Here is a 20998-nt window from a genome sequence, read left to right as displayed (position 1 = left end):
CCTAATGGTTATGGCTGACAAGATGGGCAGGGGTTCCGTATAAACGGCTCATCTGATCGCATCGCAGCATTTGTTGGGGTGTTTGGGAAAGGAGGAGTGTTTGATTGACGAAAAAGAGTTTGGAGATATCCTCGGCGATCACCCCGACATCGTGGGTAATGAAAAGGATAGCAATCCGCTTGGTTTTGTTCAAAAGGCGCAACAGCTCGTAAAAACGGTGCTGGGATTCCACATCGACCCCCGTATTGGGTTCATCCACGATCAAGACCTGCGGATGCGATGCCAACGCACGGGCAATCATCACCCGCTGACGCTGTCCTCCCGAGAGATGTCCGATCAGACGGTCGCGCAGATCGCTTACCCCCATCTGCTCCATCGATTCCTCGATTGCTTCGGCATCTTCACTCGTCTCGAAACCCAAAATTCCCCGTCCGGCGTATCGTCCCATCGCAACCACTTCGCGTACGGTAGCGGGAAACGTCGCGTCGACGAGGGCGGAGCGTTGAGGGACATAACCGATTCGGTTCCATGCGCGAAATTTATTCTGCTCGGTACCGAAAAGTTTGATCGATCCGGAGGTGGGCTTTTCCAACCCCATCAATAAGCGGATCAGTGTCGTTTTCCCTCCGCCGTTGGGTCCGATGATGGCACAATACTCCCCTTCTAAAATAGAGAGATTGACCGATTTTAGAATTTCGTTCCCCCCTCGGGTGAAATTCAGATCACGGACTTCAAAGAGACTCGGGGCAAATTTCAACGACACTCCATCGCTTGGGTCAATTTGGCTAAATTATGGCGCATAATCGACTCGTAAGTTTGATGCGATTTTAACTCATCTTCGCTGATATTTTCGAGCGGCTGCAAAGACTCTGCGTGTGCACCGCTCTCTTTGGCGATTGTTTGGGCGACGTTATCGTTGATCAACTCTTCAAAAAAGATCGTCTTAATCGCATGCTCTTTGACCAAGGAGATAACACGGGCAATGATCTGTGCGCTCGGCTGAGCATCCGAAGAGAGGCCAATGATAGAGATATTGTCAAAATGGTTGGCGTGGGCAAGATAGCCAAACGCATTGTGATTGGATACGAGGGTGCGGCTACGACACGTTTTTAATTCTGCCGCATAATCCGTTTTTAGCTTTTGAAGCATCGCGATATAGGCGGTGGCATTTTTTATGTATAACGGCTCGTTTGAGGGAGAGAGACGTATAAATTCGGCTTCAAGGGTCTGGGTCATACGGATCATATTGTCGATATCGAGCCAATAATGGGGATCTGGGGCACCCTCTTTGGTTTTCAGCAAAGCTACATGGGTGCTCATATCAATAACATGCGTACTCTTGGGAAGGGTGGGTTTTAGCGACTCTGCCCATGTCTCGAATCCGGCACCGTTGTAAACAAACAACGCGGAGCGGGAAATCTCCGCCACCTGCATAGGGTTCGGGGAGAACATATGGGCGTCGCTTCCTAAGGGGATTATAGAGCGAATATCCAGCGTATCTGCGGCTATAGCATGTGCCGCTTCATAAAGGGTATAGGTACTGACCGAGATAACCGGTTTTGTGCTGCTTTGGACATCCTGCTCATCCGAATCGGACAAAAGGATGGTCAACACCGAGAAAAAAGTGATGATGATCGCAATAATCAGGACAATTCTTTTTCGTATCGGACATTTGGTACACATTATAGTTTCCTTCTCTAAAAACCGTATTTTAGTCTAAATACTTTAAAGCAATGGGCGGATGGAGAACTCAAATAGCGAACGACGCAGTGCCCTTTCACTAACATTATGCTATAATCGCGAACTTTTTTAACAATCAAGGATTAACATGACAGGTATTCTGCTCATCGTGCAAATCGTACTCGTGGTAATGATCACCATCGCAGTACTTCTTCAAAAAAGCTCCAGCATCGGTCTAGGGGCATACAGCGGTTCGAACGAATCGGTTTTCGGTGCTAAAGGGCCGGGGACGTTCTTGGCCAAAGTAACCTTTTTCCTCGGATTTATTTTCGTGGTCAATACCATCGCATTGGGTTACTTTTATGCTCAGCAAAAAAATGCCTCGGTCATCGACGCGATGGTCGAAAAAACCGATGTTGTTGCTCCGACGATCAATATCGTAAACGATACCAACACCACTAAATAAAGCAAAGGGGTTATTCATGCTAAACGAAGTGTATCAATTTTGTGAAGAAAAAATGCAAGGGAGCTGCGAGCATCTTCTCAGCAACTTCCGCACACTCCGCACCGGACGTGTCACCACTAAAATCTTGGATAATGTTCGTGTCGATAACTACGGTTCACTGACTCCCATCGATCAAGCGGCAAGCGTCCTCGCAACCGATGCAACCACTATCACCATCTCTCCGTGGGATAAGTCGATGCTCTCCGTTATCGAAAAAGCGATTATGAAAGCGGACATCGGGGTTAATCCGAATAACAACGGAACCGAAATCAAATTGTTCTTCCCTGCGATGACCGTAGATCAGCGTCAAGATACCGCTAAAAAAGCACGCGGTATGGCGGAAGATGCAAAAGTAGCGGTACGTAACGACCGCAAAAAAGCAAACGATAAAATCAAAGTGCTTGAAAAAGACAAATTGATTACGACCGATGAGTCAAAATCGGGTCAAGATCAAGTTCAAAAAATCACCGATAAATTTATTGCCAAAATCGAAGAATTGCTCAAAAATAAAGAGCAAGATATCCTGACGGTATAATTGCGATGGATATCAAACAAATCTATCTCGATGCAAGTGCAATGCTCGAAGGGCATTTTAAACTCAGTTCGGGCAATCACTCTGCGTATTATCTTCAATCGGCAAAAGTGTTGGAACAACCTCGCACGGCAAAGCTTCTCGCCGATGCGCTGGCGGCTAACATTCAAGCAAGCGGAATTCAAATCGATACCGTATGCGCTCCGGCACTGGGCGGTTTGATCGCGGGCTTTGCCCTCGCAACCGCACTGGATAAACGTTCGATTTTTGCAGAGCGGGTAAACGGTGAGATGCAAATCCGCCGTGGCTTTGAGATCAGTGCAGGTGAGAGAGTTCTCATCTGTGAAGATATCATCACCACCGGCGGCTCTGCAATGGAAGCGGCGAAAGCGATCGAAGCACTCGGTGGCGTTGTGGTCGGATTTGCCGCACTTGCGAACCGTGGATTCTGCAAACGCAGCGGCAGTGCTTTGGAACGTAAAGTAAATTGTGCTTTACCGGAAGACAAACCTCTTTTCGCCTTAGCCGATTTCGATTTCGAGATGTACGCACCGGATAATTGCCCCTTGTGTGCAAACGGTTCTGAAGCGATTAAACCCGGATCACGAGGCAACTAATGTCGGAAAAATTTAAACTTGATATGGCGCACCTCCAGAGGGTGCAACGTACCCTTCGTAAATCGGGGAATATTTTCCCGAATGAAAAACCCCTCATCGAGACCCTCGAAGATCTGATCATCAAAGCTCAAGATGATACCTCCCTCAACACCTATTACTCTATGGCTCAATATCTTAAACAACGGATAAAAGAGTTACGAGGACATATGGAAGTTCCGGTAGCAGAGATCGAAGAGGCCTATTTGGATTTGGATTGGTCCATCAACTATCTTCAGTGGCTTGTGCGCGAACAGCCTAAAGAATCATAATCGACATTGCATCGCTTCTCCGACGAGGCGGCTTGCAACCTCTTTTTTTCCATCCACGGCAACCGCTATCGGCAGATCAATCAATGCCTCTTTCTCCTCTAAACTGATCACTTTAACCACCACTTTTACCTCCGGATAATAGTGGAGGACACTCTCGCAAACCAATCGTTTCTTCTCCAGATTATCGAGGGTGACAATGACACTTATGGCGCTCTCCACATGAAGCTTTTCTAAAATCTGATATTTAGCCATATCTCCGTAATATGCCTCTTCCCCCTCGGCAAGTGCCTCTTGAACGTGACGATAGTTATTATCGATGACAATATACTCGATACCACGGAGACGAAGCTCTTTAGCTACGAACTTCCCGACGACACTGTATCCGCAGACGACAACATGGTTGGCATGTTTGGAAAGCATACTAAAGTCCTCAGTGACTCCGGGGTCTTTAAAAAGGAGTGCGCTGATGCGTGGAATATTGGCGAGGATCAGCGGAGTAATCATAATTGACAGAACCACTGTTAGCACTAACATCTGCACCAATTGGTCGTCAAGAATCTTTTGATTGCTCGCTAACGCAAAAATAGCAAACGAAAACTCCCCCACCTGAGAGAGGGCCAATGACGTTTTAAATGCGATTTTCCCTTTTGAAGAGAGACGGATAACCCAAAATATAACCGCCGCCTTGATCAGCAATATCCCGGCTAAAACCATTAATATACTAAGAAAATGTTCTCCAAAAAAAGCCAAATCAATTTTCATCCCTACGGTGACGAAAAACGTCCCCAATAAAAGATCTTTAAACGGCGCAATGTCGGCTTCGACTTTATGGTGATACTTGGTCTCGGCGATAATCATCCCTGCGATAAAAGCCCCGAGTGAGTAAGTAAATCCGAATGCATTTGCCAGCAAAGATGCCCCAACTACAATGACCAAAACGGAACCCATGAAAAATTCATCGACTTGAGAATTCGATGAAAAGTGCAGCAGCCATGTCATCAGCCGCTTACCGACAACGAACAACAACCCTGCAATCATCACGGCACTGATCGCGGTTTGGATCAATACATCGTTGATGCTTCCCCCATCGGAGCTTAAAAATCCAATCAATAGCAAGATAGGGATAACCGCAATGTCTTGAAAAATTAAAATTCCCATCGAGCGCTGACCGTAGGGGCGATGGATATCTTTGGTCGATTTGAGATAGGTCAATACGACCGCTGTAGAAGAGAGCGATAATGCCATCGCGGTGATAAGGGACGTCTCTAAATTAAGTCCGAAAACGACGCGGGACAAAGCAAAAAAGATAGCCGCTGAAAGGATAACCTGCAAAAAGCCGTTCATGAATACATCGATTTTCATCATCGCCAGCCGCTGGAGCGAAACCTCCAAACCGATCGTAAACATCAAAAAGACCACTCCGAATTCAGCTGCCTGTTCCAATACATGCGAATCGGCCATATGGCGTAGATCAAATAAGTAGGCGACCATTACCCCGGTTAAAATATACCCGATGATCTGAGAGATTCCGAGCCGTTTTAGAAAAAGATTCACAATGATCGACATACCCAGTGCCATCGTGACGTAATAAAGTGTCGATTCCATTTACTTCCTTAACGCCATCGGAATTCATCCCGATTGGCTACGCTAACGCTTGGTTCACCTCGGCGGTGTACCCATGCATATTTGCATCCGATTTTTTTGTATGTGAGTAGCTATTTATAAGTCTCTTAAGTATATAATACGTTCCTTAAGAAGAACGGTACTTTGCCAACACTTTGGATCAAACAGAGCCGTTTAATTCCATCTTTAAACCCGAACGATCAAGGAATCACCATGACTAAGTATATTTTTGTGACCGGCGGCGTTCTAAGCTCACTCGGTAAAGGGATCACGGCAGCCAGTATCGGCGCACTTCTCAAACACGCCGGCAAAGAGGTCGGGATGCTCAAAATCGACCCCTATATCAACGTCGATCCGGGGACAATGAGCCCGTTGGAACACGGTGAAGTATTTGTCACCAAAGACGGTGCAGAGACCGATTTGGATATCGGTAACTATGAGCGGTTCCTTGATGCCTCTTTTTTACGTACCAGCAACTTTACCACCGGACAGGTATACAGCAGCGTTATCGAACGTGAGCGAACCGGCGGATATTTAGGGCAAACGATTCAAGTTGTTCCTCATATCGTTGGTGAAATCGTCGATCGTATCAAAAAAGCGGGTGAAGGGCACGAAATTCTCGTCGTTGAGCTCGGCGGTACAGTCGGAGACATCGAAGGGTTGCCGTTCATGGAAGCGATCCGTATGATGAAGCATGACGATGAAGTGGAGGGGACTTTTTTTATCCATGTCACCCTTATCCCATTCATTAAAGCTGCGGGCGAGCACAAAAGTAAACCGACTCAACACTCCGTCCAAGAGCTTCGCCGTATCGGTATCACCCCGCAGATGATTATCGCCCGAAGCGAAGAGCAGCTCCCTAAAACGTTCAAGAAAAAACTTGCCCTTGCATGTGACGTAAGTGCGGACAGCATCATCGAAGCAATGGACGAGCAAACCATCTATGCCGTTCCGTTGAGCTTTTTACAACAAAACATCCTTACCCCGATCGCAAAAGAGCTGAGTTTAGGTGATCTTAAACCCGATATGGAGCGATGGGACTCACTGGTCAAAAAAATCGTCTCCCCAAAACACCGTGTTACTCTTGCATTCGTCGGTAAATATTTGGAGCTCAAAGAGTCGTACAAATCCCTTATCGAAGCCCTTATCCACTCGGGAGCGCACCTCGATACCCGCGTCCATATCCACTGGGTTGACAGTGAAAAGATCGAATCTCAGGGTGCTGAAGCGTTGTTACGTGATTGTGATTCGGTACTTGTTGCCGGAGGATTCGGTAACCGTGGCGTGGAGGGAAAAATTGAAGCGATCAAATATGCCCGAGAAAACAAACTCCCTTATTTGGGAATTTGTCTGGGGATGCAGCTCTCAATCGTCGAATACGCCCGTAATGTCTTAGGATATACCGATGCCAATTCGATCGAGTTTAACCCGACAACGACCCATCCTATGATCTATTTGATCGATAATTTCATCGACCAATCGGGTGAGACGCAACTAAGAACCCACCATTCGCCGATGGGAGGAACACTCCGTTTGGGTGAATATCCGTGCGAAACCAAAGAGGGGTCTAACCTCCGCGCCGCATACGCTGATCAAAAACTCATTTTTGAACGTCACCGTCACCGATATGAAGCCAATCCGACCTATCGTGAAGCGCTGGAAAATGCCGGAATGATCGTAACCGGAGAATCCAACGGACTTATCGAAGCGGTCGAAATTCCAGCTCATCCGTGGTTCTTGGGTGTCCAATTTCATCCGGAGTTCACCTCACGCCTCCAAAGCCCGAATCCGTCGATTTTGGCCTTTGTTCAAGCGACTTATAACCATGCGAATCCCGCCTGAAGTACCCCTTCTCACTCATGAAACCTTGAGTGAATGCTTAGCGCGCCGGTTCGAGGCGCAGGGGGAAAAACTCTCCGAAATCCCCCACCCCTCTCTTCTAAAAGATGCCAAAAAAGCGGCTGAACGGCTTGCACTTGCGATCCGAAACGGTGAAAAAATCGCCCTTGTAGGGGATTACGATGTGGATGGCGTCACCTCCACCGCACTGGTTAAACGATTCTTCGACCTCATCCCCTACCCTCTGACGACCACTATCCCCAACCGATTTACCGATGGGTATGGAGTTTCACGCGGCGTTTTAGAACGACTTGATGCTCACGTCGTCTTTACCGTTGATAACGGGATTAATGCGATAGAAGCGGCCGACGTATGTAAAAGCCGAGGCATTGATCTGATCATCACCGATCACCATACCCCCTCCGATACGCTCCCCGACGCGTACGCCATCGTCAATCCCAAACAAAGCGATTGCCCCTACCCGTTTAAAGAGATTTGCGGTGCCCAAGTAGGATGGCTGTTGATGGGGCTACTCAAACAAGAGCTTAATCTCACTACCGATATGCGTCAGTTTTTTCCGTTTTTAGCCCTTGCGATCATCGCCGATGTAATGCCCTTGGTAGGGATTAATCGAGGTATCGTCAAATCGGGGATGGCGATGATGCAAAACTCGTCCCTCGCCCCTTTTGTCATCATCCGCGATGTATTGGGACGCTCTTCTATAACCTCTGAGGACATCGCATTTCAAATCGCCCCCCGGATCAACTCTGCCGGCCGGCTTGAAGATGCATCAATCGCTTTGGAATTTTTAACCGCCGATACAACGGCAAAAGCCTATCACCAATTCGAACTCCTCACCGCACTCAACACCCTGCGAAAAGAGACCGAAGCGCAAACTACCGAACAAGCACTCGCACAGGTTCAAACCGAAGGCCCTGTCATTGTCGTTGCAGGTGAGGGATGGAATGAGGGGGTTGTAGGAATTGTCGCATCACGCCTCGTAAACCATTTCCAAAAACCCGCAGTGGTGCTCAGTATCCATAACGGTATCGCCAAAGGGAGCGGACGAAGTATCGGGAATGTCGATCTCTACAGCCTCATCAAATCCCAAGAGCACTTCCTCACAAAATTCGGCGGACACAAAATGGCAGCAGGACTCTCAATGAGCAGTGAACACGTCGATTCATTTCGTAAGGGAATCACTGCAGAAGCGGCAAAACTCCATCCCGACGATTTTATCCCCCAGAGTGATATTCTAGGTGAACTCGACCATCATGCCATTAATTTTGACCTTTTAAACCTGCTGGAACATTACGAACCCTACGGAGAAGGCAACCCTCGACCGCGCTTTTTACTGCGTGATGCAGAGGTCGTAAGTGTCAAACTTTTCGGACAAGACCGCTCCCACAGCCGCTTGGAACTCCGTCCACGCCCCACTCATCCCAAGACATTAGAACTGATCGCCTTTCGGCGTGTTCTTGAAGCTCCTGAGAGTAAGCGTTTAAGTTGCAGTTATACCGTCAATAAAAATGAATTTAACGGTAAAATTTCGCTACAATTGATGGTTGAACGTTTATTTATATAGAGGTAACCCAATGAAGCCGCAACTCCCAGAAGATAAGTTCCACATACCGATGTCGCGCCGTGACGCGCTCAAATACATGACCCTCTCACCGCTCGCTGCATCTATGCTCGCGAGCAGTTCTGCACCCGCATCCGCAGAAGCATCTGCATCGAGTGCAAAAGGTCATATTGTTATTGTCGGAGGGGGTTCAGGAGCTTTAATGGCACTTGCCCGACTCCGCCGCGCTCTCAAAGAGCCTCAAATTACCATTATTGCCCCCAATGAAAAACACATTTATCAGCCCGGCCAAATCTTCGTTGCCGCAGGCGAATACGCTCCGGAAGATATTATTTTCGATAATACCGGCTACATCGGGGATGATGTCACATGGATCAAAGATGAAGTCGCTACCTTCGATCCGGAACACAATACCCTGAAAACCAAAGGGGGCAAAGATATTGCGTACGATTACCTTGTCGTCGCGGCGGGTGTATCGTGTCACTACGATCAGATCGAAGGGCTTAGTGAGGAGTTGATCGGTCAACATGGCATTTCAAGCGTTTATTTGAGTAACTTTGCAGCAGGGACGGCTGAGGGTGCAACCATGACGCACGAATGGTTTAAAGCAATTCACGAAGCCGCTAAAACTTCCAAACCGCGTGTTATTTGTACCCAACCCTCCACTCCGATCAAATGCGGAGGGGCTCCGCAAAAAATCCTCTATCTCAGCGATGATTTCCTCCGCCGCGATAAACTCACGGCAGATTTTACCTTTGCAAGTTCGGGAGAAAAGCTTTTCGCTCTTCCTGAAATCAATGATGCCCTCTTCAAAGTTCAAAAAAGCTACAACAACATCACCAATAAATTCGGACACGACTTGATCCGAATTGATGCGGAGAAGAAACTGGCCACCTTTAAACATAAGTACGAAGTTAAAGGGGAGTACGACAAAATTCTCGAAGAGTATGAAATGATCGAAAAAGAGGATGAAGTGGTCATGGAATACGACTTCATTCACATTGTGCCCCCTATGAGTGCGGCTGATGCCGTTGCCGCATCACAGCTCGGATGGCAAAAAGGGACGGCACAGGGGTGGCTGGAAGTTGATCGCGAAAGCCTGCAACACCGACGTTATCCAAATGTTTTCGGTATTGGTGATATTTGCGGTATCCCAATGGGGAAAACCGGCGGCAGTGCCCGTCACCACGGTCCGATTATGGTTAAAAATCTCGTCTCTGTTATGGAAGGAAAAAAACCGACCGAAAAATTTGACGGCTACACGGTATGTCCGCTCAAAGTGAGCTACGGTGAAATTATAATGGCTGAATTCAATTACGACGGACTTGCCCCCTCTTTCCCTCTTGATCCGGCAAAACCGCGCTGGGTATGGTGGGCATTCGATTTATACATGCTTCAACCGATGTACCGCTATCTCATGCTAAACGGTTTGATGTAAGTGCGGCTTAGCGGGTGGATACTTTTATCTTTGCTCTTTTGGGGGTGCCATGATTCCCCGACACACCTCCCATATCCTCTCACTATTACCCCTGAGGGGATAGGTACTATCCATTTAAAAGGGACTTTTGATATCCCCTTATTATCGGGGAAGCTCCCCGGTTTTGAGATTAAAAAGCTCTCTTCGGTCACTCCGGATCAACCCCAGGATATTTTGCAGCTTACCCGCTATGATGAACCGATTGCGCTGATCGTATCCGACTCTGGCAAAACAAAAATCGCCCAAATCATTGTCCGCTCGCCACTGCTTAAAGATCCTGCAGGAGTGGGAATCAATGATATCCTTTCCCTCAGTGAAAGAGTTTATTGCGACCGCAATCAATGCCACTACAAAGATAAACCGACAATTATCTATAGTATTGAACCTCAATCGCACGTTATTCGCGAAATAACCGTGCAATAGCTATAATACGGTTATGAATACCTTTTTTATTGAGTTTCGCGATCCTCTTTTCGGGGTTATTGTCTTTTTTATTCTCCTCTTTATCCTCTCATTCTTGAGTTATTGGTGGGGGCGCTACAAAGCCGCACGGGCGCACCGAGATTTGGAATCTTTTTTAGGAAAATTCGAGTCTTTGCAAGATGAAGCCAAAATAAGCGAGCAGGTACAAACCAATTCTCTTTCAAGCGAATCGTGGCTTATGCTGGCACAATGTTTCGAGCATCAGGGAAATACCGAAAAAAGCGTCGAAATTTATCATGCCCTCCTTTCTAAAAATCGAGACAAGATTTTTCAAAAAGAGGCACTTTTATTATTGGGAAAAACCTATTTTAAAGCGGGATTTTTAGAACGTTCCCGCCTTATCTTTATGCAAATTCTCCAAAATAACCCCCGTACTCCGGCTGCACTGCATAATCTCGTCCTTATCTATGAGCAGCTTCAACAATACGATAAAGCTCTCGAAGTGATGGACTCGCTGCTCGAGATCTCTCCGGATGCCATTAATGAAAAACTCTATCTCGAATGCCGCGCCCTCTTATGCAACCCTTCAATGGGCGCTGATGAAAAAGCGGCAAAACTTCTTGATATCTATCACCGTTACGGACAATTGGGATATATGGTGTTTGAATATCTCTTTACCTACCGCCCCCGCTTAGCATGGGAACATTTCGACCAATCGCTAGCGCACCGCTTAAGCGATATTCTATGGCGACTGGATGAGGGAAAGCTCGATTTGGATATAATTGCATCCAACGGTTATCTGCGTGAACTCTTTAGTGCAAAAGGCTCTCTCTCACTTGCACAGGGGAGCTCTATATTTGAACTCGATACGCTCATAACACTGCGTCAATGCGGTGGAAGCAAAGCCTCTTTGCAATTCGAATACGTCTGTGATGAGTGTAAACAGCTCTCGATTTTCACCTTTCACCGTTGCCCGCATTGCCATGCAATTGATTCGCTTACACCGACTATGAGCCTTACAAAGGAGCGTTTTGAAGACAATAACTCTTTTCAGTGACGGTTCTGCTCTGGGTAACCCGGGACCCGGCGGATACGGGGCCATTTTACGCTACGGTGAAGTGGAAAAAATTGTAAGCGGCGGAGAGAAACATACCACCAACAACCGTATGGAACTCTTAGGGGTCATTGAAGGGCTACGTGCCCTCAAAGAGCCCTGTGACGTTACCGTTATCTCCGATTCAAGTTATGTGATTCGAGGGATAAACGAATGGCTAGAGGGGTGGGTTAAACGGAATTTTGCCAAAGTCAAGAATCCCGATTTGTGGCATATGTATCTGGAAGTCTCCGCCCCTCACCGTATACGAGGAGAGTGGGTGCGCGGACATGACGGTCATCCCGAGAATGAGCGGTGTGATGTAATCGCCAAAGAAGAGGCGGAAAAATTTAAACAAGGATTATCAAACAATGGATGATTTACAAACCCTGCAAGCACAGTTGGGGTACTACTTTCAAAAAAAAGAGCTCCTTATTGAAGCGCTGACGCATAAAAGCTACAAACAGCCCTACAATAATGAGCGACTTGAATTTTTAGGCGATGCGGTTTTAGATTTGATCGTTGGCGAATATCTCTATACCAAATTTCGCGATTTCGATGAGGGGAAACTCTCGAAAATGCGGGCATCTCTCGTTAATGAGGGGGGATTTACCGCGCTGGCAAATCATCTTAAATTGGGTCAATATATTTATCTCTCCAACGCCGAAGAGAATAACAGCGGCCGAACCAAAAGTTCGCTTCTCTCCAATGCGTTTGAAGCACTGATGGGAGCCATTTACCTCGAATCCGGATTGGCTACCGTCCAAAATATTACCATTGAGCTATTGGAAATTGTTCACGATGAGATTTCGCTCGATTCACTCTTTAAAGATTATAAAACCTCTTTGCAAGAGTTAACCCAAGCCCATTACGGAACGACTCCGGAGTACCATCTCATTGCAGCACACGGACCCGACCATAAAAAAGAGTTCGAGGTAGCCGTCATAATCGATGGAAAGCGCTATGCTTCCGCGTGCGGAAAAAGTAAAAAACAAGCACAGCAAGAAGCGGCACAAATCGCCCTGGAACTGCTCTCTAAGGAGCTCAAATGAACCGCTTCGGAGAACGCTTTAGTATTACCACTTTCGGCGAATCACACGGAAAAGCGATCGGCTGTGTCCTTGACGGTGTCCCTGCCGGACTTGAAATTGACGAAGCCTTTATCCAAAGTGAATTAAACCGTCGTAAACCGGGGCAGAACGAGTTTGCAACCGCACGTAAAGAGGATGACAAAGTCGAAATCCTCAGCGGTGTTTTCGAAGGAATCAGCACCGGAACGCCTATTACACTCGTGATCTATAATACCGATCAAAAGAGCGGCGATTACTCCAATGTCAAAGATATTTTCCGTCCGGGACATGCCGATTTTACCTATTTTCACAAATTCGGTCTGCGCGATTATCGCGGCGGCGGACGCTCTAGCGCACGTGAAACGGCAGCGCGGGTAGCCGGAGGAGCCATAGCAAAACTGATGCTGAAACCTCTTGGCATTAGCTTCGAAAGCGGTATCAGCGCCATCCACGGTATAGAAGCACAAACCTTCGATTTTTCTTACCCTTCGAAAAGTCCTATTTACGCCCTTGATAAAAATGTCGAAGAGGCTCAAAAAGCAGCTATTTTGGAGGCTAAAAACGCTCACGACTCAGTCGGAGGCGTCGCTACCCTCAGAATTTCGGGCCTCCCCATCGGTTTGGGTGAGGGGTTGTATTACAAACTAGATGCCATCTTAGCCGAAGCAATGATGGGGATCAATGCCGTCAAAGCAGTGGAAATCGGCGAAGGGATTCACAGTACAGAATTACTCGCTTCCCAAAATAACGATCCGATTACTCCAAATGGCTTTAAAACCAATCATGCGGGTGGAATTTTGGGCGGTATGAGCAACGGAGATGATGTTACTCTTCGTGTCCATTTTAAACCGACTCCCTCCATTTTCATTGAACAAGAGAGCGTGGATAAGCACAATGATAGTGTCCATGTCTCCCTCAAAGGGCGGCATGACCCCTGCGTAGCTGTGCGCGGTTCTGTCGTTGTAGAATCGATGGCAGCGCTTGTTATCGCCGATATGCTGCTCCTGAATATGGGACGTACGATGGATGGTATTCGCAACTACTACGCTTAAGAATTCTTTTGCTACCATAAAGAATTCCTACAAAAAGGGTTCTTTGTGACAAGTACCATTCAAAACTGCTACCTCCTCGATACTTCCGTTATTCTTGATGATCCTACCAATATTTTACGAATCAGTGATGAAAACCAAAACGGCGTTGTCATCACGAATATTGTTCTGGCTGAACTTAACAGCAAAAAAGACGATATGCGCTCCGAAGCGGGGTTTCAGGCACGGGAATTTTTTCGCCTTGCAGATGCCGCATGGGGAGAACCGATCAGCTTTATAGAGCTCCCTGAATGCGTCCGTAAGCATGTTGATGTAGAAGAGTGCAAAAATGATCGCTACTATCGATTAGCGCTCAATTTTGACCGCTCGCTCCATGGTGGAGAAGCGAATCTTATCGATCTGTTTATCGTTCACCGCGAAAATTACCGCGTTTCTCACAACTTCTCCGAGCCCAAGGGGATTAATGATGCCAAAATCGGTGAGATCGCCGATGATTATGACCTCACCCTCCTGAGTAACGATATGTCCTTTCGGATTGCCGCAGAGATTCGCGGTATACGGACCCAAAGCATTCGGAACAGCAGTGTAGAAGCCCCGGAAGAAATTGATTTTTCCCATACCTATACGTATGAAGAGACCCCTGTACTGCCGGCGGAGGGAGAACACCATAATTTCGAACAAATTACCTTCGTGCAACAAGCCCTAAGCACTACCTCTGAAATGTATGAGACGGGGGTTCAGCGTTATGCCTTCACCTTTAACCAACAGCTCGAATGGTGTGATTTTGACCGCCGTTTCGGAGAACATTTCAGCGAGGAGCTCGTCCGCCCTCTCAATCTTGAACAAAAATTCTATTATGCAATGATGACTCATCCTCAAAATTATGTCACCGTCGTTGCCGGTTCCACCGGATCGGGAAAAACCCTTGTCGCCCTTCAAGCAGGATTAGAGCTTGTCGAAGAAGGGATCGTCGAGGGGATTGTTTATGCCCGAAACACCGTTACTTCCAACGATCAGCAGGCGGAACTCGGATTTCGTAAAGGGGATGAGGAGCAAAAGCTCAGTTTTTTTATGTACCCTCTCTATTCGGCGGTCAACTTTACCATCGAACACCAAAGTAAACGCTCCATCGATGCTCGGGTCGAATACACGGGGAATACCAACTCGGTCAAACGGGAAAATGCGACGGAAGTGTTTATGAAAAAATACAATATCGAAACAATGGATATTGCCCATTTGCGAGGGACAACGATCTCTCGTAAATTCGTCATAATCGACGAAGCCCAAAATATGACCAACGCAACCCTCAAACTTATCGGAACCCGTATGGGGGATGAAACCCGCCTTGTCGTCATGGGAGATCCGGGTCAAATTGACCACCCGTTCCTCTCCAAACGGCGCAATGCGCTCGTCAGTCTACTGAACAAAGCGCAGCACAATGATTTTGTTGCCGGAATGCAATTACGCCATACCATCCGAAGTGAAGTAGCCGATTGGTTTGATAAAAATTTTTAAACAAGAAGTTCCCGCAAAAGCGGGAATAAGAAGAACGTATTAAATTGGCAAGACGCGGATTTTTTGAGAAAGTTTCTCTTTGAGTGTTGCTTCGATAGCGTAGAGTGTTCCGGTACTTGAACTTGCACATCCGTTACAGGCACCCAAATAGCGGATATAGACATCGATATACTCCGGAGAGTCTTTAATATCGATAATCTCCATATTACCGCCGTCCATAATCAAAAATTGACGGATACTCTCATCAATAACAGCATCGATCGCTTTGATCTTTTGTACCAGCGTCATCGTTTCAAAATCACCGTGTACTCCGGCATCTGCCGCACCGCGCATTTTCTCTTCATCCATCTCACGACGCACATCGGCCAAAATATCGACCAAATAATATTCACGCGCTTCATGACCGCCCGGTTTGATACACGATTTACAAAAACCGCCGGCTTTCGTGTAATCGGTAATCTGTTCTACCGTTTTAAGGTCATTGATTTTGATCACTTCGCGAAGCGTTCCGAGACTTACACGGGCACATTCACACACAATAATCTCATCTTCAAAACTCGATTCATCGACACCAAGGTAGAGTCCGGCCGCTTTTTTGATAACATCGTACGCCATAACCGAACAGTGCATTTTCTGAGGCGGAACAGCCGGAACATCCGGAGTATCACGCAAAGACATCTCTACATCAATATTGGTTATTTTAACCGCTTGCTGTACCGTTTTACCGATACATAACTCCGCCATCATATCCGAACTGGCAATCGCCGTACCGCAACCGAAACTTTTAAATTTCGATTTCACAATAGTGTCTGATGCAGGATCGACTTCCCAATACAAACGGACCGCATCACCGCAACTCTCCGCACCGAAATCGGCAACGATCAGCTTATGCCCTGCCGCATCACACTCCTCTTGGGTGATCTCCCCTTGATTATTCGGGTTGTTCATAAGGGTGGTTACTTTATTTGAGTACTGATCCCAAAGAGATCCGCCTAATAAATCATTTTTTGCCATAGTGGTATCCTTTAGTGATGTATTCCGCACGCGGTTGCTTCACCGCCTGCAGTGGGTTGTACGATTGCATACGAACTTGAGATGGCCCGTAACCGTTTGACAGCGGATTCAAATCGCTCAATCACGTAGTCAATCTCTTCATCGGTCGTAAAACGGCTCAAACTCAAACGAATCCCCGTATGTGCGAGTTCATTATCCGCCCCGATAGCGAGCATAACCGTGTTGGCTTCCAAATCTTCCGATGCACATGCTGATCCGGTAGATGCTCCGATAAGAGCATTATTGAGATCCCATAACATCCCCTCTCCCTCAACTCCACGAATCGAAATAAGGATGGTATTAGGGGTACGATTATCACGGTTACCAACAACCATAACATCACTTAATCCTGCAAGGAGAGCATCTTCAAGGCGATCGCGTTTAGCACGGATGGAGGCCATTTTCGTTTCGATATTTTCCGTAGCAAGTTCAATTGCTTTACCCATTCCAACAATGTAAGGGACATTGAGAGTGCCGGATCGGCGACCTCCCATATGTTCTCCTCCGTGAAGCAAAGGGGTCAGTGCTTCCGAATTGCGAATATAAAGGGCTCCGATCCCTTTAGGACCGTGAAATTTATGGGCGGACATCGACATAAAATCGACATGAACCTCTTGCATGTCGACCGGTATCTTTCCGACCGCTTGAACGCCGTCGGTATGAAAAAGGACCCCTTTTTCTTTACAAATCTGCCCGATCTCTTTAATCGGAAAAATCATTCCGGTTTCATTGTTTGCCCACATGACCGATACCAGCGCCGTTTTTTCGGTAATGAAGCTGCGAAGGGTATGCGCTTCAACAATTCCCTGATCATTAACCGGAAGATAGGTTACTTTTACCCCTTGCTCTTCGAGAAATTTGCACGTTGAAAGAACCGATGGATGCTCGATTTCGGTGGTTACAATATGGTTTTTATCGCCGTTTAGGATCTTATCAACCCATACCGATTTAAGCACCCAGTTATTGGATTCCGTCGCACATGAGGTAAAGATGATATCATCTTTATCACTTGCATTGATCCCTTTGTACATCTGATTGATCGCTTTTGTAATCGCAGGATGCGACGCCGTGCCGAATCGGTGAAGCGAATTGGGATTTCCGTATATTTCACTGAAAAACGGAGTCATGGCGTCAACAACGGCTGGATCAACCATTGTTGTGGCATTGTTGTCCAAATAGACTTGCATAAGACTCTCCAAAATGTGGATTTTAATAAAAGACAAAAAATATCTTGTTTAACTTTTGGGATAATAGAGCAACCGATGTTATAGAGACCTTAAGGGTTTTTTATATTTAGTATTATTTAAGAATTCAACATCAATTCAATCAGCTGATCAACCGTCTCTTGGTAACCGCTAGCAACCATTGCTTCCTGAGAAAGAAAGGCGTCCATCTTCTCTTTTTTCGAGATTGCCTCATCCAACTCTTTATCGCTCCCTCGTACATACGCACCAATCCGTATCAACATCTCATTCTCTTTGAGTAACGTATACAGACGTCGAAAACGGCGTACCGCACTCAAATGTTCGGGAGAAATAATATCGTTTATTACCCGTGAAGCAGAATTGAGGATATTAATAGGGGGATAGATTCCAAAATCGGTCAGTTCGCGTGAAAGGACAATATGCCCGTCCAAAATCGACCGAGACTGATCGGCTATCGGATCAGACATATCGTCCCCCTCCACCAAAACGGTGAAAAAAGCGGTGATAGAACCGTTTCCTTCTTCTTTGCCGGCACGCTCCATCAATTGGGGCAAAAGGGTCAACGAAGAAGGGGGGTACCCTTTTGAGGTTGGAGGTTCACCCAATGCCAGACCAATTTCACGCTGTGCCATGGCGAAACGGGTCACCGAATCCATCATAAAAAGGACATCTTGCCCCTTGGCTTTAAAATATTCCGCAACACTCATTGCACTGAATGCCCCGTATTTGCGCATCAGCGGCGAATCATCACTCGTTGCGACGACCAAAACCGTATTTTCAAGATTTCCTCCAAGGCTTTTTTCGATAAATTCGGGTACTTCGCGTCCCCGTTCTCCGATGAGGGCAACCACTTTGATCGGGGCGTCCGCTCCACGGACGATCATCCCCATCAAGGTCGATTTTCCCACACCACTTCCGGCAAAAATACCGAGTTTCTGCCCCTTGCCACAGGTAAGAAGTCCGTCGATGGTTCGCACCCCGACACTAAACACCTCGTCGATCATTCCCCGCTTCATCGCGGCAATAGGAGCTTTAATAATCGATTCTATGTGATCGAAAACAATAGGCCCTTTGCCGTCGATAGGGGTCATAAACGGGTCAACAACCCGCCCAAGAAGCCCCTCACCTACGCCGATAGCCATCCCCGTCTGATTGGGATATACCTTATCTCCGGCACGAAAACCCTCAACAAATCGAAAAGGGGTAATAAAAAATCGGTTGCGCTCTACCTCGCTCACCATCCCTAACGCTTCGGCACCGTCGATATCGGAGATGATGACAACCGTATCACCGATACTTACATGCAGCCCCTCCGCCACAATAACGGTCGGGCTAATTTTGGTAACGGTACCGAATACGGTGGTAAGTTTCTCGACCCCTAAACGGCTGCGCAATGCTTTAAGTGGCATAGGCTAGTATCGGTTACCGCTGGAGGAGTTGATGAGGCTGAAAAATTCCATCCGGGTCTTCTCATCGCGCTTGAACAATCCGCGCAGTGCGCTCGAAGTGGTCGTAGAACTAATCTTCTCAACTCCGCGCATCTCCATACACATATGACGCGCCTGTATCACGACCGCTACCCCTTTTGGGCTGATCGCTTCCATAAGAGCGTCGGCAATCTGTTCGGTAAGCTGTTCTTGAATCTGCATTCTACGGGCGAACACATCGACAACTCGCGGGATTTTAGAGAGCCCGACCACTTTGCCATCGGGTATATATGCTACATGTGCACGGCCGATAATCGGGAGAAGATGGTGCTCACACGTCGAATAAAACTCTATGTCTTTGATCAATACCATCTCATCATTGCTCGTCTCAAACATCGCCGAATTTAAAATAGCTTGAGGGTCTTCATTGTAACCACCATAGATAAATTCATACGCTTTCAAAACACGCTCAGGGGTTTTAAGCAATCCCTCACGATTCACATCTTCGCCGACGTGAGTTATCATCGTTTTGACCGCATGTATAAACTGTTCGTTGTTATCTAATCCCATAGTTGCTCATCCGTGTAAAATATTACTATTACTCTAACACGTTCTAGCTTTTATTCAGCCATCTATTAACCCTTTTAAGATATTATTGCCACCATTTACTCATCATGAGATAACGCCATAAGGGAATTTAATGCAGATTACTACCAACAAAATCGACTCGGCAAATGCCAAAATCAACGCGGCTATCACACGTCAAACTATTGATGCCAACGTCGAAAAAATTGCCAATCAACTTAGCAAAGAGGCAAAAATTGCCGGCTTCCGTAAAGGGAAAGTTCCTGTCAGTGCCGTAAAAAAACAATACGGTGAGCGTTTGGTACAAGATGCAGAAGCACAAGTATTACGTGACCTTCTCAACGAAGGGCTTAAAGTTATGGAGATCGCAAGCGACATGCTTATCGGTGAACCAAATATCACCAAATTTGAAAAAAATGATAACGGTATCGATGTCGAAGTATCCATTGCTATCCGCCCGGCTATCGAATTGGGCGATTACGCCGCTATGGTTCCGGATGTTGCAAAACCGGACATCGATGATGCAACGGTTATGGCACGTATCGAAGAGCTTGCTTCCGCACAAGCGCCATTGATAAACGTGGAAGAAGATCGTCCCCTCGTAAGCGGTGACACGGTTCTTATGGACTTCGAAGGGTTCGTAGACGGAGAACCGTTCGAAGGCGGTAAAGCGGAAGGATTCTCATTACGTCTCGGAAGCGGTCAGTTTATCCCGGGCTTTGAAGATCAAATGATCGGAATGAAAAAAGACGAAGAAAAAACGATTGATGTAACGTTCCCAGAAAACTACGGCGGAGCTAAATTGGCAGGGAAACCGGCACAATTCAAAGTAAAAGTTCAAGCTATCCAAGCCAAAGAAGCGGTAGTTGTGGACGAAGAGCTTGCGAAAAAAATGCTCCCCGGTTTTGAAGACGCAAGCGTCGATATGCTCAAAGAAAAAGTAAAAGAGCAGCTCCAAAGCGAAGCAATGAGTACCCTTTACAATGACACCCTCAAACCGGATTTGATGGAAACATTCGTAGGGGCATTCACAATTGATCTTCCTGAATTCATCGTTGAACAAGAGATGGATATGGCTCTCAATAAAAAAGCGCGTGATATGAGCGAAGCGGAGCTCGAAGAACTTCGCGGTGATGCTGAAAAAGTAAAAGCGCTACGTGAAACCTTCCGTGACGATGCGTGCCGTGCCGTTAAAGCAACCTTTATCGTAGATGCGCTTGCTCGTGCTGAAAACGTTATCGTTAACGAACAAGAGTTGATGCAAACCATTTATTACGAAGCGATGCAAATGGGTCAAGATCCTGCTGCGGTTTACAAACATTACCAAGAGTCAGGATACCTTCCTGCGATTCAAATGGCGATGATTGAAGATCGCGTACTCAGCAAATTGCTTAACGATAAAATCAAGTAATTAC

At 46.8% G+C, this 20998-nt stretch carries 21 protein-coding genes; 14 read left to right on the top strand and 7 right to left on the bottom strand.

Annotated elements, in window-relative coordinates:
• Position 1 precedes the first annotated feature (1 nt).
• On the bottom strand, positions 2–763 hold the full coding sequence (locus WC407_RS12170; protein ID WP_373022935.1) for a metal ABC transporter ATP-binding protein: 762 nt from the start codon (positions 761–763) through the stop codon (positions 2–4).
• Positions 754–1683, bottom strand: coding sequence for a metal ABC transporter substrate-binding protein (locus WC407_RS12165; RefSeq protein ID WP_373022934.1), 930 nt, complete (start codon positions 1681–1683; stop codon positions 754–756). Before WC407_RS12165 ends, WC407_RS12170 begins: the two co-directional genes overlap by 10 nt.
• 145 nt (positions 1684–1828) lie before the next feature.
• Between WC407_RS12165 and secG the strand changes: the two genes are divergently transcribed.
• From secG to WC407_RS12145, 4 genes are read left to right on the top strand one after another with little or no spacing between them, the layout of a single operon-like run.
• Entirely contained in the window at positions 1829–2146 is a 318-nt protein-coding gene (secG, locus tag WC407_RS12160) for a preprotein translocase subunit SecG (RefSeq protein ID WP_373022933.1), read from the top strand.
• Between the two features lie 16 nt (positions 2147–2162).
• Complete coding sequence (gene frr / locus WC407_RS12155) at positions 2163–2720, top strand: ribosome recycling factor (RefSeq protein ID WP_373022932.1); 558 nt, start codon at positions 2163–2165, stop codon at positions 2718–2720.
• Positions 2721–2725: 5 nt separating this feature from the next.
• Positions 2726–3334 carry an orotate phosphoribosyltransferase gene (pyrE, locus tag WC407_RS12150; RefSeq protein ID WP_373022931.1) on the top strand — a complete coding sequence of 203 codons (609 nt, stop codon included), beginning with the start codon at positions 2726–2728 and terminating at the stop codon, positions 3332–3334.
• Complete coding sequence (locus WC407_RS12145) at positions 3334–3642, top strand: hypothetical protein (protein ID WP_373022930.1); 309 nt, start codon at positions 3334–3336, stop codon at positions 3640–3642. Before pyrE ends, WC407_RS12145 begins: the two co-directional genes overlap by 1 nt.
• On the opposite strand, the gene WC407_RS12140 is transcribed toward WC407_RS12145, so the two are convergent.
• On the bottom strand, positions 3637–5247 hold the full coding sequence (locus WC407_RS12140; RefSeq protein ID WP_373022929.1) for a cation:proton antiporter: 1611 nt from the start codon (positions 5245–5247) through the stop codon (positions 3637–3639). The genes WC407_RS12145 and WC407_RS12140 overlap by 6 nt on opposite strands.
• Positions 5248–5478: 231 nt before the next feature.
• Between WC407_RS12140 and WC407_RS12135 the strand changes: the two genes are divergently transcribed.
• From WC407_RS12135 to WC407_RS12095, 9 genes are read left to right on the top strand one after another with little or no spacing between them, the layout of a single operon-like run.
• Positions 5479–7107, top strand: coding sequence for a CTP synthase (locus WC407_RS12135; protein WP_373022928.1), 1629 nt, complete (start codon positions 5479–5481; stop codon positions 7105–7107).
• Positions 7091–8689 (top strand): single-stranded-DNA-specific exonuclease RecJ, encoded by a 1599-nt coding sequence (gene recJ, locus WC407_RS12130; protein ID WP_373022927.1) that lies wholly within the window; start codon positions 7091–7093, stop codon positions 8687–8689. The genes WC407_RS12135 and recJ overlap by 17 nt, the downstream gene beginning before the upstream one ends.
• A gap of 10 nt (positions 8690–8699) precedes the next feature.
• Entirely contained in the window at positions 8700–10124 is a 1425-nt protein-coding gene (locus tag WC407_RS12125) for an NAD(P)/FAD-dependent oxidoreductase (RefSeq protein WP_373022926.1), read from the top strand.
• Positions 10125–10586 (top strand): hypothetical protein, encoded by a 462-nt coding sequence (locus WC407_RS12120; RefSeq protein ID WP_373022925.1) that lies wholly within the window; start codon positions 10125–10127, stop codon positions 10584–10586.
• Between the two features lie 13 nt (positions 10587–10599).
• On the top strand, positions 10600–11643 hold the full coding sequence (locus WC407_RS12115) for a tetratricopeptide repeat protein (protein WP_373022924.1): 1044 nt from the start codon (positions 10600–10602) through the stop codon (positions 11641–11643).
• On the top strand, positions 11618–12058 hold the full coding sequence (gene rnhA / locus WC407_RS12110) for a ribonuclease HI (RefSeq protein ID WP_373022923.1): 441 nt from the start codon (positions 11618–11620) through the stop codon (positions 12056–12058). Before WC407_RS12115 ends, rnhA begins: the two co-directional genes overlap by 26 nt.
• Positions 12051–12731, top strand: coding sequence for a ribonuclease III (gene rnc, locus WC407_RS12105; protein ID WP_373022922.1), 681 nt, complete (start codon positions 12051–12053; stop codon positions 12729–12731). Before rnhA ends, rnc begins: the two co-directional genes overlap by 8 nt.
• Positions 12728–13801 carry a chorismate synthase gene (gene aroC, locus WC407_RS12100; RefSeq protein WP_373022921.1) on the top strand — a complete coding sequence of 358 codons (1074 nt, stop codon included), beginning with the start codon at positions 12728–12730 and terminating at the stop codon, positions 13799–13801. The genes rnc and aroC overlap by 4 nt, the downstream gene beginning before the upstream one ends.
• A gap of 45 nt (positions 13802–13846) precedes the next feature.
• The gene (locus tag WC407_RS12095) at positions 13847–15313 is read left to right on the top strand and encodes a PhoH family protein (protein WP_373022920.1); all 1467 of its coding nucleotides are present in this window, start codon (positions 13847–13849) and stop codon (positions 15311–15313) included.
• A gap of 39 nt (positions 15314–15352) precedes the next feature.
• Here WC407_RS12095 and WC407_RS12090 read toward each other — a convergent pair whose 3' ends face one another.
• The 4 genes from WC407_RS12090 to folE form a co-directional block, all read right to left on the bottom strand.
• On the bottom strand, positions 15353–16327 hold the full coding sequence (locus tag WC407_RS12090; RefSeq protein ID WP_373022919.1) for an iron-sulfur cluster assembly scaffold protein: 975 nt from the start codon (positions 16325–16327) through the stop codon (positions 15353–15355).
• 11 nt (positions 16328–16338) lie between these two features.
• On the bottom strand, positions 16339–17553 hold the full coding sequence (locus tag WC407_RS12085; protein ID WP_373022918.1) for a NifS family cysteine desulfurase: 1215 nt from the start codon (positions 17551–17553) through the stop codon (positions 16339–16341).
• 116 nt (positions 17554–17669) lie between these two features.
• A complete protein-coding gene (gene fliI / locus WC407_RS12080) occupies positions 17670–18980 on the bottom strand; it encodes a flagellar protein export ATPase FliI (RefSeq protein WP_373022917.1) in 1311 nt (436 codons plus the stop codon).
• Between the two features lie 3 nt (positions 18981–18983).
• Entirely contained in the window at positions 18984–19568 is a 585-nt protein-coding gene (folE, locus tag WC407_RS12075; RefSeq protein WP_373022916.1) for a GTP cyclohydrolase I FolE, read from the bottom strand.
• A 130-nt stretch (positions 19569–19698) separates the two neighbouring features.
• On the opposite strand from folE, the gene tig reads away from it, so the two are divergent.
• Positions 19699–20994, top strand: a complete 1296-nt coding sequence (tig, locus tag WC407_RS12070) for a trigger factor (protein WP_373022915.1) — start codon at positions 19699–19701, stop codon at positions 20992–20994.
• The last annotated feature ends 4 nt before the right edge of the window (positions 20995–20998 follow it).

Source organism: Sulfuricurvum sp. (genome assembly GCF_041651515.1).
Classification (GTDB): Bacteria; Campylobacterota; Campylobacteria; order Campylobacterales; family Sulfurimonadaceae; genus Sulfuricurvum.
Note: the sequence above shows the minus strand (reverse complement) of the source record. Positions and strands in the feature narration are given on the sequence as shown.

Coding starts and splice junctions, on each gene's coding strand:
- WC407_RS12115 (WP_373022924.1), top strand. CDS start 10,600: ATGAATACCTTTTTTATTGAGTTTCGCGATCCTCTTTTCGGGGTTATT.
- rnc (WP_373022922.1), top strand. CDS start 12,051: ATGGATGATTTACAAACCCTGCAAGCACAGTTGGGGTACTACTTTCAA.
- tig (WP_373022915.1), top strand. CDS start 19,699: ATGCAGATTACTACCAACAAAATCGACTCGGCAAATGCCAAAATCAAC.
- secG (WP_373022933.1), top strand. CDS start 1,829: ATGACAGGTATTCTGCTCATCGTGCAAATCGTACTCGTGGTAATGATC.
- folE (WP_373022916.1), bottom strand. CDS start 19,568: ATGGGATTAGATAACAACGAACAGTTTATACATGCGGTCAAAACGATG.
- recJ (WP_373022927.1), top strand. CDS start 7,091: ATGCGAATCCCGCCTGAAGTACCCCTTCTCACTCATGAAACCTTGAGT.
- fliI (WP_373022917.1), bottom strand. CDS start 18,980: ATGCCACTTAAAGCATTGCGCAGCCGTTTAGGGGTCGAGAAACTTACC.
- frr (WP_373022932.1), top strand. CDS start 2,163: ATGCTAAACGAAGTGTATCAATTTTGTGAAGAAAAAATGCAAGGGAGC.
- WC407_RS12145 (WP_373022930.1), top strand. CDS start 3,334: ATGTCGGAAAAATTTAAACTTGATATGGCGCACCTCCAGAGGGTGCAA.
- WC407_RS12165 (WP_373022934.1), bottom strand. CDS start 1,683: ATGTGTACCAAATGTCCGATACGAAAAAGAATTGTCCTGATTATTGCG.
- WC407_RS12125 (WP_373022926.1), top strand. CDS start 8,700: ATGAAGCCGCAACTCCCAGAAGATAAGTTCCACATACCGATGTCGCGC.
- WC407_RS12140 (WP_373022929.1), bottom strand. CDS start 5,247: ATGGAATCGACACTTTATTACGTCACGATGGCACTGGGTATGTCGATC.
- pyrE (WP_373022931.1), top strand. CDS start 2,726: ATGGATATCAAACAAATCTATCTCGATGCAAGTGCAATGCTCGAAGGG.
- aroC (WP_373022921.1), top strand. CDS start 12,728: ATGAACCGCTTCGGAGAACGCTTTAGTATTACCACTTTCGGCGAATCA.
- WC407_RS12085 (WP_373022918.1), bottom strand. CDS start 17,553: ATGCAAGTCTATTTGGACAACAATGCCACAACAATGGTTGATCCAGCC.
- WC407_RS12090 (WP_373022919.1), bottom strand. CDS start 16,327: ATGGCAAAAAATGATTTATTAGGCGGATCTCTTTGGGATCAGTACTCA.
- WC407_RS12135 (WP_373022928.1), top strand. CDS start 5,479: ATGACTAAGTATATTTTTGTGACCGGCGGCGTTCTAAGCTCACTCGGT.